Genomic DNA, 13,444 nt, shown 5'->3' with positions numbered 1-13,444 from the left:
CTGCCAATAGATGCTACATTACATGACAAATTATTTGCCGTAACGTTTGTTAAATTGTTCAATACGACCACGAGCTTGAGCTGCGCGTTGTTGACCTGTGAAGAACGGATGACATTTGGAGCAAACGTCTACGCGAAGGTCACCTTTTACAGAGCCAGTTTTGAATGTGTTGCCACAACTGCAAGTTACTGTAGCTTCTTTATAGTCTGGATGAATACCTTGTTTCATTCTATACACCTCTTTCCAGCAATCAATATTATTCTTATAGATTATAGCATGACATATGCGCAAATGCAAGTTGCCAATGCTATTCCTTGGAGGCTTGTTTTTCTTCAATAGATTCCGCTAGAATAGTCTCCAAGTCGCTTTCATTGAGGATATCTCGCAATGCAATAAGCTCCTCTAAAGAAAGGGTAATACCCTTCTTCATGCTTGTATATTCACTATCCCAAGCACGAAGATCAAACTTAGGATTGTATTTGCCCCAACTAGTACAAGTTAATTGTTTTTTCCAACCATCTTTATCTTCAGATAAAGTACCGATAACTTTGAAGATTTCAAAATTAATAACTGCCATGGCTCCTCCTTTCTTACACATTCGTGTACTATGTTTCATAGCTACTATATTTAGTAGTTCGTATTTTTTAGGATACGCTATATTTTAAACTAAAAGTTTAAGATTTACAATTCTTTTTTATAGTCGCTGTAATCTTCAATATCAATAGATGCTGTAGGCGGCATAACTTGTGCACCTAATGAATCTACTGTCTTTTTCCAACTCGTTGTAGCCTCCGTAACAGCCTTGATATATGCCTCGTCAGCAGCCTGTACAGATTCAATTAGTTGGGCTTCATCCTTTACATCTAATACGCGACGACGTACGCTGCTAAGCATATAGCCGAAGGATTCATCTGTTTGAACAAGCATGGAGATTTCTTGAATTAATGTTTGCCCCGTAGTGCTACAGAAATAGGCATACCACATATATGCTAATTCTGCATCAGGGAACATCCAATAAATATCCTCTGTAGGTGCCTCTGTAGTAATATCTACGTCAACATGATCCGTATAGCGTTTAAATGTAAGGAAATATGCTCCACTTTCAATTAGAGCATTACGACCTAATTCAGAAACACGGCTATCAATGCAGTAAATACCATCTTGACCCAAAGCTACATCAGTTTGAACACCTGGTAATAAAATAGAACGTAAAGACAATCCATAATTTAACACCGTAAATACTGGTAATTGAGCAAATACGCCATGAGGCAATGGAATATAGTTAATTGTTTTCCACTCATCCCCTACGCGTTCACGAAGACCAACACGCATCTTTTTAACATCATATTTGCCATATACAATTTCATAGGCTCCTAATGGAGTCCATTCACGAATAACTTCCACACGCTTTTGGTTCAAGAAGAATTGCAATGCCATATTGTTCAAACCCAATTGGTTTTGTGCCATTGTAGCAGGTAAGAATAATTGTGCAGTTCCTTCTGGAACAAGATTATGTAGTCCATTAGCCACTTCTTCCACAATATCTTCAGAGGATTGGAACATACCAACCGTCCCCGTAAAAATATGATCAAAATAGCTACGATGAGGCCATTGATTAATAATTTGAGCCATTGGATATAAACGTGTCAAAATGCTATAACACACTGGAGAAGCCGTATAAAGAACGACTTTTTTATCTTCATATGATTGAAGAATCTCTTCAATCATACCTGCATATTCTTCTACATAAGCGTAGAGAACGAGTTCTCCCGTTTTGCTATGAGATTCGATACTTTCACGAACAGGAGTCTCCCAAATAGTGCCGACGTCGAGTCCATCTAAAATTCCTGTATCGCTAATGAAATCAAACAATTCCACTCTAAAGGATGGTCCATAAAGAGTTTGGAATGTATTCAAATCATATGGTACAGGACCAAAGGATTCTACTGTGGATTTTTCTGCTAACGTATATAAATCATCTGCCGTTACACCCCACTCACGGGAGCTAGCATTACTAGAAATCAATTGATCTAGCACTTTAAAACGCATTAATTCATTTACAATATCAATACCTTCAATACCATGTGCGGCACAAAGGGTAATAAATTCTTCATTGTTTACTTTCATATTAAACCTTTCCTGCAGAAGGACATACATGATTTAAGAAACATTCATCACACAAAGGCTTACGAGCCTTACACAATCTACGGCCATGATAGATTAACCAGTGATGTGCAGCAGCCCAGTCCTTTTTTGGGATTGCCTTTTGTAACTTTTGTTCCATCTCTTCCGGCGTTTTCGCAATACCTAATTTTAATCGATTAGACACACGGAATACATGTGTATCTACCGCAATGGCTGGTGTACCAAATAAAACAGATACAACTACATTTGCTGTTTTACGCCCTACACCAGGCAATTCAACGAGTTGATCAAATTTACGAGGTACCTCTCCATGATATCGGTCAACTAAAATCTGACAAGTAGCTATTAAGTTTTTTGCCTTGGACTTATAAAGGCCGCAATCTTTAATAAGAGTCTCTAACTTAGCAACTCCAATTTCAAGCATCTTTGCAGGATGATTAAGTTCAGGAAATAATCGTTTAGTAACAATATTGACCCGTTCATCCGTACATTGTGCAGATAAAACTACAGCAACTAATAATTCGAATTCATTTGTATACTCAAGGGCAGGTTTTGCATCAAAATAATGCTCTTGTAACAGTTTCAACTGCTCTGCCTTTATCGCTTTTGTTACACGCATACAGTTCTCCTTTCTCACCTGTGAAAGTACAGACGCGTACAACTTATATCTTACCATACGTATTCATTAAGTTCTATGTTATAATAAAACATGCTATTCTAATATAGAATACAGGAGGCGCATATGAGTAATATTAACGATACATTAAAACGAATAAATGAACTAGCTGCAAAGAAAAAATCTGGTCAAGAATTAACGACAGAGGAAGTAGCAGAAAAAAAAGAACTATACGAAATCTACTTAAGCTTCATTCGTGGTCAAATTACAAGCACCTTGGACCGCGTTGAATTTATAGACCCAGAAACAGGTGAAAGAACCGCTCCTAAACGAGCGCTTGAAAACTTGGCAAAAGAAGCTGATCAAGACATTAAAGAGCATAAAGATATTCACTAATGTAACAAATAAACAAAATTGATTACATTACTAATATTCTTTTTTATTTATTCAATCAAATTTATATCTACATACTAAAAACCACTTGATACATGTATCAAGTGGTTTTTAGTATAATTTACTTATGTATTATAATTTACCAAGACGTTTCATGGCATTATAAATTTTTTCAGCTAGACCTGTCATTTGACATTTAGGAATACCGCATGCTGCTATACGAATACCATTTGCTAATGCAATTACATAGATGTGCTCTTTTTTCAATTCTTCACAGATAGCATTCGCAGAGTCTGTAGGAATTGTAATAAAGAAGCCACCCCGGTAAGGTAACATAGGAAGTCCTACTTGTGCTGCTTCTTGTTTAAAGATATCAGCACGATTGCGAATTAATTGATAATAACAATTGCGTTCAGCTTCATATTCCTTAAACTTAGCTGGATCAGCCACAATATTGGCCATTGTACGCATTGCAGGACGACAAATATTAGACCATGTAGCACGACTTGTAGATTTGTTAACTTCAAAAAACTCATCAGCTATTTCTTCATCATCAGAAATCCCAATCATCGCACCAACGCGCTGACCATACATAGTGAATCCTTTAGATAAGCTATAACATACACAGGTGAGAATTTCTTTTGGCAAGTGACTAAATTTATTGAAGAACGCACGTACCTCATCTTTTTCACCAGAGTAATCAAGATATGCTACATCAATACCAATAATCACATTATTTCGACCAATAGCAACCAGATCCTTCAAGAAATTAAGGATAGAATCCCAATCTTTATCCTCAATGGAGTAGCCAGTTGGATTGTTACCAGGCGTATTAAAGATAACAACCACATTTGTTTGTTTAGCCGCCAATTCATTTACACGATTTTGGAATGCTTCATGGTTAAAGTTATTATGTTCATCAAATAAAGAATATGTAACAAGTGTACGACCTACATCACTACAAATCACGCGATAGGCACCCCAGTACCAATCCGCTGTTAATACTTCATCACCAGGCTCTGTGTAGTTATGAATCAAATGATGAATGCCACCAGTGCCACCTGCAGTAGCAATGCTACGAATATGTCCTTCTGGGCGGAAATTACCAAAACATTCTTTTTCAGCAGCGCACAAAAAATCTGGAATACCCGCAATTGGTGCATAACCAACATGTTCAGAATCTGAAAGACTCAAATATTCTTCTTTAACGGTCTTAAGAAAAACTAAGTTTCCCTCTTCATCATGAATAGCACCTAAAGTACCATTTACAACATTCTCACGGCCATTTTCTTTAGCATCAGCTTGAGCTTGACCAGCAGTTACGAAGATCACGTCTTTTAATTTTTTTCCTTTTGCATGCTTTGCAGCAACACTTGTCATAACTTGCACCATCCTATCTGAAATGAATATTACATATTTATCATACCTAAACTGATTTAAATATACAACGTATATTCAGTAAATATATTGTATACATAGAAGATTTAACTAACTATTAGTAATTCAACACTTATTAAATATATATAAAATAAATTAAGTACCTTATTTAGGAAAAATAGTTAACAAATATACAAAAAACAGTAAATATATAAAAAAAGACCACTCAAAAGAGTGGTCCTTATCATCCTTAGAAGGAGTAGCCTACACCAGCGTGTAAACCTTTTGCAGTTTTATCATTGCTATCTACGCTATATTTATCATAGCCATAGTATACATTCAAATCTACATCAGGGCGTACTTCATATTGAGCACCTACTTGATAAGTTTGCTTAATATCATTACCCCAACCAGCCTTAGCAAAGCCGTTTACTTTATTAGTCAAAGGTACATGACCGATAACACCGGCTTGGAAACCAAGTTCAGTATCATTTGTACGAATCGCAGTACCTGCACCATATAGATTTACATTTGGATGTACCTTATAAACCAATGCTAATTGATGATCTTTAATATCGCCATTTTTTGCATTTAATTTATCGTAAGAGTATTGTAATGCAGCTTTATTGGAAAGGTCGTGTTGTAAAGAAACACCGAAACCATCATTGCTATTGCCACCACCGTTAGATACGTGTTGTTTAAAAGCATAATCAGCTTGTACTTTAGTGGATCCATCACTAATTTTTGTTACAGGCGCTGCAGCAAATGCACTGCCGGCTACAACTGTAGCTGCTAAAGTTAATAATACTAATTTCTTCATTTTTACCTCCTATACACATACCAACGGTATGTCTTAATAAGTTACTAATTGATAGGTATAATAATTATACAATCTATAAATTAGCGTTTCATGAATACAGGGATATCAGGGATACCACTGTTAGTATTTGTAGTGGATGCCGGACGGGATGTAGTTGTTGTTTTACCGAATTCAGGTACATTCTTAGTATTTGAATTAAAACCAGTTGCCACAACAGTAATTTGAACTGTATCGCCTAAGCTTTCATCGATAACAGAACCAAAGATAATATTTGCATCAGGATCCGCCGCTTCAGAAATAATTTCCGCAGCTTCATTAATTTCAAACAAGCTTAAGTTAGCACTACCGGAAATATTGAGTAAGATACCTTTTGCACCATCGATAGATGTTTCCAACAATGGGCTGTTAATTGCCATTTTCGCAGCGTCGGCAGCACGGTTTTCACCTTCACCAACACCGATACCCATCAATGCTTCGCCTTGTTCAGTCATGATAGTTTTAACATCTGCAAAGTCAAGATTAATCAAGCCAGGAACTTGAATCAGGTCTGAAATGCCTTTGATACCTTGGCGAAGTACATCATCAGCTGTACGGAATGCATCGCTTAAGGAACATTTTTTATCTACAACTTGCAACAATTTATCATTAGGAATAACGATAATAGTATCTACTTTTTGAGTCAAGAATTCAATGCCTTTTTCCGCTTGTGCACGACGGCGTTTACCTTCAAAAGCGAACGGTTTAGTAACGACACCTACTGTCAATGCACCGATTTCTTTAGCACATTCTGCAACGATAGGAGCAGCACCTGTACCAGTACCACCACCCATACCGGCAGTTACGAATACCATATCAGCACCTTCAAGAGCTTTAATAATTTCTTCGCGGCTTTCTTGAGCAGCCTCTTCACCGATTTGTGGATTTGCGCCTGCACCAAGACCTTTTGTAACCTTCTCGCCAATTTGAATCGTTACATCCGCTTTAGATAATTCAAGCACTTGGCTTTCAGTATTAGCGGATAAAAATTGAACACCTTTAAGATCGCTATCTACCATGCGATTAACAGCGTTATTACCGCCGCCACCAACACCGATAACTTTAATATTTGCAAAATCAGACATTGAACTTCCTCCTCTTATCGTTATCTATCGTATCAATATACGTCCCAATGTATCGATTTATATACTGACAATCTTATAACAATTACATTTATTTTACACTAAAATTTAAAAACTTTCCACTATATAGAATGTGATTTATTAGAATCGCTTAGTCATAATAATCTTGCGTATAGCGCCTACATTAATAAATACATGTAGACCAAAGCCAATAAGAGCTACGTAATATAAGTTAATTCCTATAAGGTCACCTACATATACAAGAATAACAGCTAACACAACATTTGAAAAGAACCCAAGCACAAAATTACTAAGATCAAAGGTTCGTTCCAATGCAGCCCGGCTACCACCAAATACAGCGTCTAGTGCAGCCAGAACAGCGACTGATGTGTAATTTGCATAACTTATAGGTATATGAAATGGTGAAAGCCACCCTAATGTAGTACCTACAATTAAACCAACAATGGCAAAGATATAAATATTCATTCTTTACCTCCTGTTTCATTAGGCTTTATATGTTCTTCTCTGAAGGTTCCTGTAAAAGCTGGAATAGCTATTTCATTTTCTTCCTTTATGGTTACCTTTATGCCCCAGTGTTTCAAGGAATCCACCACACCGCCTCGCATGGTGAGCGCAGAATTTAATGTTTTTGGGTCACCAATCGCTTTAACTGTAAAAGGCGCCCCAAAAACCTTACCATTCACAGTAATAGTCGGACCAGAGCATCGTATTTCAGAAGTCCCTATGAGACGTTGATCATTGATAGCTATCGCCTCAGCCCCACCAGCTCGCAATTCATTAACAATACGTAAAATATCTTCATCATGAATCACATATAAATTAGGATTTTCACCACTTTGAATAGGCTTTAGGCTATCCTCAATTAATACACTAACACCCGTACCTTTAACATTAGTTAAAGCTGCTTTCATCATCAACTGTTCATCTGCTTTAACATTGCTACTAGCACCAGACTGTTTAAGTTCTTCTATTTGTTTTAACAATGCATCACGTTCACTTTGAGCCTCTCGTAATTGTACGGCTAAATCACCAGCCCGTTGTAAACGGATATTTTCTTCTATATTATCTTGAGTCATCTTATATTGAGTAACAACCATGAAACCCAATATACAACTGACTAAGGCTATTGCCCACCGTTCGTGTCTCACGACAATCATCTACCTTTTATCTTCAACATGACCTTGTTTATCTTGTTTTTTTATCATCCTTCTTAGTAGATGAATTTTCTGTTGTCTTTGTTCCAGTCTGATGCTTTTTAACTTCCGGTATTACATCAGTTTTTATATATGGTGATGAAACATTAACATCTATATATTGTACATTGCTATGTGTTGTCTTAATATCTTGTAACATAGACTGAGTTAACTCGGCTTTTTTAGGTAAGTCTTTACTATCCCCTAATCTAATTTGCACCCCCGATACGGTATAAGCCATTATTGCATCAGGATCTCCTATATTGACTTCTGCAATAGTCTTGAAGGTGCTCTCATCAAGAGAGTTTAAGTATTCAAGAGCCGCTAAAATGGGCTTATCAACAACGGTATCACCTAACAAAATATTTCCCGCCTTAACACCTGATATCATTGGTACCGACGTATCTTGTATTGCAGGCTCTGATGCAATCACTTGACCTTTACTGTCAAGTGTTAAATAACCAAACTGAGCTGGTACAACTGCAACAGCTTTGCGCTCTATGACACGAACAACCATTGTAAATGGCAATTGATAACTAATTTGGGCCTCTTCAACCCGTAAGTCTTTCGCCAATCTAGTTTTTAATTTCTCTGTACTAATTTGCAATATATTTACAGGTTCATGAATATCCCCTGCTACCATTACATCTTGTACAGTTACCTTATCCGACCCTATAATTTTTAAGGATCCAAAAGGAATAGGTAGTGTAAACAATCCCACCAACACGAGAGTAACTGCACCACCGATTTTTAACACTCGTTTTCTAAATACAGCCCGTTCATCTTGAACAGGTGTAGAAGACTGCATCTCCCCAGAGTTGGATGGATGGTATTGCTTATCATCCATAGATAACTCCTTATGTTCTATTCAGCCCTTAAAATTTCCCTATACTAGCTGTTAATAGAATCTTTTCACATAATGTTGGAAAGTCAATTCCCATTTCTTTAGCTGCCTTTGGTACTAAAGACGTTGCCGTCATACCTGGCACAGTATTGTATTCTAGAACATACATATTATCTGCATGATCTGTCATAATATCAACACGAATAACCCCACTGCCTTGTACTTCGCGATACACAAGTTCCCCTATGCGTTGCATCTCAGCAGTCATTTCTTCACTAATAGGCGCAGGTACTAAATATTCTGTAGCACCTACAGTATATTTACTGGTATAGTCATACTCCCCAGAATGTGGACGTATTTCAATTACTGACAATGCCTTTCCGTCAAGAACGGATACTGTAAATTCGCGACCATCAAGAAATTGCTCTACTACAAGAATCGGATCATATTTTAGCGCTTCTGTAACAGCAGCCTCCAATTGTGCCTCATCACGAACGATGGTAACGCCAATACTAGAGCCTTGAGTAGCAGATTTCACCACTACAGGAATCGTAAACTGTCTACGAATATGTCCTATAATAGCTTCTGCAGATTCTAAATTACCATTAAAGGATTCAGAAGTAGCTGTTGGAATATTAGCCCCTTTGAAAACATCTTTGCTTACTTTTTTATTCATTCCTACCGCATGAGCCATGATGCCCGATCCAGTATATGGAATTTCTGCCATTTCAAGCAAGCCTTGTAATGCGCCATCTTCACCATAACGGCCGTGAATTGCATTAAATACAATCTCTCCGCCTAAGGATTCAATATCTTTTAAAACAGTACGAGGATTAAGTTCTAATGTTTGCGCATTATACCCTTTGCTTTCGAGTGCTTCCGCAATAGCAGCGCCAGTACGGCGAGATACTTCAGCCTCTTTGGAAGGGCCACCCATCAATACGATTATTTTTCTATCTTTCATTGTAAGCCTTCCTCCAATATAGCTAATAATTTGGGTCCATATTGATTAATAGAACCGGCCCCCATTGTGATAACCAGATCATTAGGTCGCACAATTTTTGCCAATACAGCCGGTATGTCGTCAACAGATGGTACATAATGTACAACCTTATGTGTAGCGGCTTCAACAGCGTCAGGAATAGTACGTCCATCGATACCTGCAATCGGATCTTCACCAGAACTGTAAATATCTGTCATATATATTTCATCAGCACTGGTAAAAGCAGTGGCAAATTCATCTTTCAATAAGCTTGTACGTGTATACCGATGCGGTTGAAACACACAAATAACGCGATGTTTTTCAAGCTCTTTTGCTGCTCTTAAGGTCGCTTTAATTTCTGTTGGATGATGTGCATAATCATCGACAACCCAGACTCCACCAACATGACCTTTTGTTTCAAAGCGTCGTTTTGCACCGATAAATTTACCTAACGCTTTTGTAATAAAGCGATTCTCTACACCGCAACATTCATGAGCCACAATAAAGGCTGCCAAGGAATTTAATACATTATGCTCTCCTGGCACGCGCAAGCTGATGCGGCTTATATTAATGCCTTTATGATATACATCATATACCAAGGAAGAGTCCACATAATGAATATTTTTTGCTACATAATCATTATTATCCTCTAACCCATACGTAATAAAAGTACGCTTTACGTGGCTCATAACATAACGAATATTTTCATTATCACCACATACGATAGCCTTACCCGTTTCTGGTAACGTTTTGACGAACTCACAGAAAGCGTTTAATAAGTTATCCATAGTTTTATAATGATCCATATGATCATCTTCAATATTAGTTATAACGATAGTATGTGGACGCAATTTCAAAAATGAACCATCGCTCTCATCCGCTTCCACAACTGAAAAATGTCCTTTACCAAGACAACTGCTACCTTTAAGATAATCTACTTCGCCACCAATAATTACCGTAGGATCCGCATTAGCCTCCACCAGAATTTGTCCAATCATTGAGGTTGTAGATGTTTTACCATGCGCACCAGCTACTGCTATACCATCTGTCACATCTAACACAGCCTTTACAATATCAGAACGGTGTAAAATGGTAATCCCTTGCTCTTTAGCAGCAACAATTTCAGGATTGTCTTCACGAATCGCTGTAGAACGAACTATGGCATCAACACCATTTACATATTCTTTATTATGACCGATATGCACTGTGGCACCCATATCTCTAAATTTAGAAATCACTGCAGATTCAGCTACATCTGAGCCAGATACATCATAACCTTTTTGAATCAAAATATTCGCTATCGCACGCATACCAGATCCACCAATACCGATAAGGTGAATCTTGTGAATACCGTCTAACATAAAACCTCTCCTTATTACTTTGCAATAGATAAAGCTAATTTTGCAATATCATGAGCCGCATTCGGTTTCCCCAATTGCAATGCTCGATCTCCCATTTGTGCCAACAAATCACGGTTGGCCATAAACATCTCGATTTCCCCTATTAAATCGTGAGCACTCAACATTTTATCTACAATCATATGCGCCGCCCCTTCTTGTACAAAGATACGTGCATTATAGGTTTGATGATCTTCCGCTGCATATGGATACGGTATCAATACGGATGGAATACCGCGAACTGCTAATTCCGCAAGACCTATAGCACCAGATCTAAAGACTGCTAAATCGGCTGCTGCTAGTGCTTTTGGCATATCATGTAAATACGGCAAAATCAAAGATGAACTACCTAAACCATCCCCAGCGGTAATACCTAATTGAGATAAAACAGATTCATATTCTCCGTTTCCCGTAATATGAATTAATTTAATACCTTCTACACCTTGGAAGTGTTTATGTACATCTATCATAGCATTGTTAATAGTTCTCGCCCCTCGAGAACCTCCAGCTATGAGTACTGTGAAGGTATCATCACTTAAGTTGAAATAGTTACGTCCCGCTGTTCTTGAATCAACTAACACATCTGGACGAACAGGATTACCAGTGTAGACTACGCGCTTTGCTTTAGAAAATGATGCTTCCGCATCCTTATAGCCTAAGGCTACCACATCAACAAAACGACTCAAAATTTTATTAGTAATGCCTGCTATGACATTCTGTTCTTGAATTAAAGTAGGAATATTGTGTAATGCTGCAGCCATGAGAACAGGACCACATACATAACCTCCAGTACCAATAACTACATCAGGTTTAAACTTACAAATTATGGCATTAGCTTTCACAATACCTAAAGCAGTTTTACCTAGCGTGACCATGGTACCTAATGATAATTGACGCTGCAAGCCTTGCACAGGAATTGTACTAAAATCAATTCCTTCTTTAGGAACTAATGTAGCCTCAAGGCCTTGTTTGGTGCCAACGTATAACACCTTTGCATCAGGGTTTTGTTTCATGATTTCTTTATATATAGTTATTGCTGGATATATATGTCCACCAGTACCACCACCTGAAATAATAATACGTTTCATTAATGGTGTCCTCCCTCTTGCAACATATGAACACAACGTTTAAAATCATCTCCACGCTCTTCAAAACAGCTGTACCAATCAAAACTTGAGCAAGCCGGAGATAATAGCACAATATCGCCCGTCTCTGCCAATTTATAGCCTTTCTCTACTGCATCCTTCATGGATAAAGCACGATAAATCGGCTTCACACCAGCCGTTTTTGCAGCCGTCTCGAAACGATCTGCCGCTTCCCCCATGAAAATAACAGCTTTAGTCTTCTCTTTAACTAACTCCATGAAATCTTCTAAAGGCGTCATTTTATCATGGCCACCAGCTAATAGAATAACTTGTTGATCAAAGGATTCTAATGCTTTAATCACAGAATCTACATTAGTGGCTTTGGAATCATTATAGAATGTGATACCACCAATCGTCTTAACGCGCTCTAAACGATGTTCAACTCCATGAAACTCGCTAATAATGCGATGAATTGTCTCTACGGGTACGCCCAACGCATAGGATAAAGCAATAACGGTCAATATATTTTCAATATTATGACGGCCTGGAATATGAATATCTTCATTTCCAATAACAGATTTTGCTATACCATCTTTAGCAATATAACATTGCCCATCAGCATAATAAGCGCCATTCTCTACAACTCGGTTTTGACTAATTTGTAAAATATGGCTAGCCGCACGGTGCTCCATATCGGCTACAATGGGATCATCAATATTAAGTACTAAAAAATCTGTACTCAATTGATTTTCAAAGATGCGTTCCTTAGCAGCAATATAGTTTTCCATCGTTTTATGACGAGCCAAATGATCGGGCGTAACATTGAGCATAATAGCCCCAATAGGTCTAAAATGCTTGATCGTTTCTAATTGATAACTAGATAATTCGGCTACTAAAAAACCATCTGCAGGCATAGAGTATGCCACTTCACTAAGGGAATCACCAATATTCCCACCGACGCGAACTGGTTTTCCAGAGCCTTCTAGAACCTTAGTTAATAAAGTTGTTGTCGTAGTCTTACCATTTGTACCAGTAACAGCTACGATAGGTGATTTAGATACTTCATAAGCTAATTCTACTTCGCTGACCACGTCAATACCACGAGCCTGTGCTGCTTTTACAATCGGAATATCTAAAGAAATACCTGGAGAAATAACGATACGATCCACGCCATCTAGCAAGGACTCATCTTGACATCCTGTAATAATAGTTACCCCTGCTGCAACGAGTCGTGTCTCCTCAGCCGTAGGCAGTGTCATGGGTTTATAATCATTTAACACAACATGCGCACCCACTTGGGCTAATACCCAAGATGCACCTATACCGCTGGCTCCAGCGCCAAGAACAAGTATATGTTTATCTCCGTATTCCATCTATATCACCTAAATTATCTACAAAATTAATGTATCCTGTCTAATAAGCATACCATTATTTACAACTTCCGTTAAGTATT

At 37.8% G+C, this 13,444-nt stretch carries 15 protein-coding genes; 1 reads left to right on the top strand and 14 read right to left on the bottom strand.

All coding sequences use genetic code 11. From position 1 onward, the window contains the following. Positions 1–30: 30 nt before the first annotated feature. The 4 genes from rpmE to nth all read right to left on the bottom strand — a co-directional run bounded on the left by rpmE (position 31) and on the right by nth (position 2,764). Positions 31–228, bottom strand: a complete 198-nt coding sequence (gene rpmE, locus RYO55_RS01280) for a 50S ribosomal protein L31 (RefSeq protein ID WP_295815684.1) — start codon at positions 226–228, stop codon at positions 31–33. Between the two features lie 79 nt (positions 229–307). Beyond that, complete coding sequence (locus RYO55_RS01275) at positions 308–577, bottom strand: YdbC family protein (protein ID WP_005386267.1); 270 nt, start codon at positions 575–577, stop codon at positions 308–310. A gap of 104 nt (positions 578–681) precedes the next feature. Beyond that, positions 682–2,127 (bottom strand): hypothetical protein, encoded by a 1,446-nt coding sequence (locus RYO55_RS01270; RefSeq protein ID WP_314983815.1) that lies wholly within the window; start codon positions 2,125–2,127, stop codon positions 682–684. A gap of 1 nt (position 2,128) precedes the next feature. Further along, positions 2,129–2,764 (bottom strand): endonuclease III, encoded by a 636-nt coding sequence (gene nth / locus RYO55_RS01265; protein WP_295815689.1) that lies wholly within the window; start codon positions 2,762–2,764, stop codon positions 2,129–2,131. Between the two features lie 123 nt (positions 2,765–2,887). On the opposite strand from nth, the gene RYO55_RS01260 reads away from it, so the two are divergent. Continuing rightward, on the top strand, positions 2,888–3,157 hold the full coding sequence (locus tag RYO55_RS01260) for a DUF896 domain-containing protein (protein WP_295815691.1): 270 nt from the start codon (positions 2,888–2,890) through the stop codon (positions 3,155–3,157). A gap of 129 nt (positions 3,158–3,286) precedes the next feature. Here RYO55_RS01260 and RYO55_RS01255 read toward each other — a convergent pair whose 3' ends face one another. From RYO55_RS01255 to murD, 10 genes are all read right to left on the bottom strand, one after another. Next, entirely contained in the window at positions 3,287–4,534 is a 1,248-nt protein-coding gene (locus RYO55_RS01255; protein ID WP_314983814.1) for an aminotransferase class I/II-fold pyridoxal phosphate-dependent enzyme, read from the bottom strand. Between the two features lie 247 nt (positions 4,535–4,781). After that, positions 4,782–5,351 (bottom strand): outer membrane beta-barrel protein, encoded by a 570-nt coding sequence (locus RYO55_RS01250; protein WP_004696198.1) that lies wholly within the window; start codon positions 5,349–5,351, stop codon positions 4,782–4,784. Positions 5,352–5,431: 80 nt separating this feature from the next. Next, positions 5,432–6,472, bottom strand: a complete 1,041-nt coding sequence (gene ftsZ / locus RYO55_RS01245; RefSeq protein WP_004697140.1) for a cell division protein FtsZ — start codon at positions 6,470–6,472, stop codon at positions 5,432–5,434. A 138-nt stretch (positions 6,473–6,610) separates the two neighbouring features. Continuing rightward, on the bottom strand, positions 6,611–6,955 hold the full coding sequence (locus RYO55_RS01240; protein ID WP_004696202.1) for a small basic family protein: 345 nt from the start codon (positions 6,953–6,955) through the stop codon (positions 6,611–6,613). After that, on the bottom strand, positions 6,952–7,647 hold the full coding sequence (locus RYO55_RS01235; RefSeq protein ID WP_004697175.1) for a DUF881 domain-containing protein: 696 nt from the start codon (positions 7,645–7,647) through the stop codon (positions 6,952–6,954). The genes RYO55_RS01240 and RYO55_RS01235 overlap by 4 nt, the downstream gene beginning before the upstream one ends. Before the next feature lie 28 nt (positions 7,648–7,675). Then, positions 7,676–8,530 (bottom strand): cell division protein FtsQ/DivIB, encoded by an 855-nt coding sequence (locus RYO55_RS01230; RefSeq protein ID WP_295815707.1) that lies wholly within the window; start codon positions 8,528–8,530, stop codon positions 7,676–7,678. Between the two features lie 28 nt (positions 8,531–8,558). After that, positions 8,559–9,491: a D-alanine--D-alanine ligase gene (locus RYO55_RS01225; RefSeq protein WP_101928360.1), complete on the bottom strand. Its 933-nt coding sequence runs from the start codon at positions 9,489–9,491 to the stop codon at positions 8,559–8,561. Next, positions 9,488–10,870, bottom strand: a complete 1,383-nt coding sequence (gene murC / locus RYO55_RS01220; protein ID WP_314983810.1) for a UDP-N-acetylmuramate--L-alanine ligase — start codon at positions 10,868–10,870, stop codon at positions 9,488–9,490. The genes RYO55_RS01225 and murC overlap by 4 nt, the downstream gene beginning before the upstream one ends. 14 nt (positions 10,871–10,884) lie before the next feature. Next, the gene (gene murG / locus RYO55_RS01215) at positions 10,885–11,994 is read right to left on the bottom strand and encodes an undecaprenyldiphospho-muramoylpentapeptide beta-N-acetylglucosaminyltransferase (RefSeq protein ID WP_314983808.1); all 1,110 of its coding nucleotides are present in this window, start codon (positions 11,992–11,994) and stop codon (positions 10,885–10,887) included. Next, complete coding sequence (gene murD, locus RYO55_RS01210) at positions 11,994–13,364, bottom strand: UDP-N-acetylmuramoyl-L-alanine--D-glutamate ligase (protein WP_314983807.1); 1,371 nt, start codon at positions 13,362–13,364, stop codon at positions 11,994–11,996. Before murD ends, murG begins: the two co-directional genes overlap by 1 nt. Positions 13,365–13,444 lie beyond the last annotated feature (80 nt).

It is taken from the genome of uncultured Veillonella sp. (genome assembly GCF_963551295.1).
Taxonomy (GTDB): Bacteria; Bacillota; Negativicutes; order Veillonellales; family Veillonellaceae; genus Veillonella.
This window is presented reverse-complemented; position numbering and strand designations above follow the sequence as displayed.

Bases quoted from the DNA above. Each gene is read 5' to 3' on its own strand.
- rpmE (WP_295815684.1), bottom strand. From the start codon at position 228: ATGAAACAAGGTATTCATCCAGACTATAAAGAAGCTACAGTAACTTGC.
- RYO55_RS01275 (WP_005386267.1), bottom strand. From the start codon at position 577: ATGGCAGTTATTAATTTTGAAATCTTCAAAGTTATCGGTACTTTATCT.
- RYO55_RS01270 (WP_314983815.1), bottom strand. From the start codon at position 2,127: ATGAAAGTAAACAATGAAGAATTTATTACCCTTTGTGCCGCACATGGT.
- nth (WP_295815689.1), bottom strand. From the start codon at position 2,764: ATGCGTGTAACAAAAGCGATAAAGGCAGAGCAGTTGAAACTGTTACAA.
- RYO55_RS01260 (WP_295815691.1), top strand. From the start codon at position 2,888: ATGAGTAATATTAACGATACATTAAAACGAATAAATGAACTAGCTGCA.
- RYO55_RS01255 (WP_314983814.1), bottom strand. From the start codon at position 4,534: ATGACAAGTGTTGCTGCAAAGCATGCAAAAGGAAAAAAATTAAAAGAC.
- RYO55_RS01250 (WP_004696198.1), bottom strand. From the start codon at position 5,351: ATGAAGAAATTAGTATTATTAACTTTAGCAGCTACAGTTGTAGCCGGC.
- ftsZ (WP_004697140.1), bottom strand. From the start codon at position 6,472: ATGTCTGATTTTGCAAATATTAAAGTTATCGGTGTTGGTGGCGGCGGT.
- RYO55_RS01240 (WP_004696202.1), bottom strand. From the start codon at position 6,955: ATGAATATTTATATCTTTGCCATTGTTGGTTTAATTGTAGGTACTACA.
- RYO55_RS01235 (WP_004697175.1), bottom strand. From the start codon at position 7,647: ATGATTGTCGTGAGACACGAACGGTGGGCAATAGCCTTAGTCAGTTGT.
- RYO55_RS01230 (WP_295815707.1), bottom strand. From the start codon at position 8,530: ATGGATGATAAGCAATACCATCCATCCAACTCTGGGGAGATGCAGTCT.
- RYO55_RS01225 (WP_101928360.1), bottom strand. From the start codon at position 9,491: ATGAAAGATAGAAAAATAATCGTATTGATGGGTGGCCCTTCCAAAGAG.
- murC (WP_314983810.1), bottom strand. From the start codon at position 10,870: ATGTTAGACGGTATTCACAAGATTCACCTTATCGGTATTGGTGGATCT.
- murG (WP_314983808.1), bottom strand. From the start codon at position 11,994: ATGAAACGTATTATTATTTCAGGTGGTGGTACTGGTGGACATATATAT.
- murD (WP_314983807.1), bottom strand. From the start codon at position 13,364: ATGGAATACGGAGATAAACATATACTTGTTCTTGGCGCTGGAGCCAGC.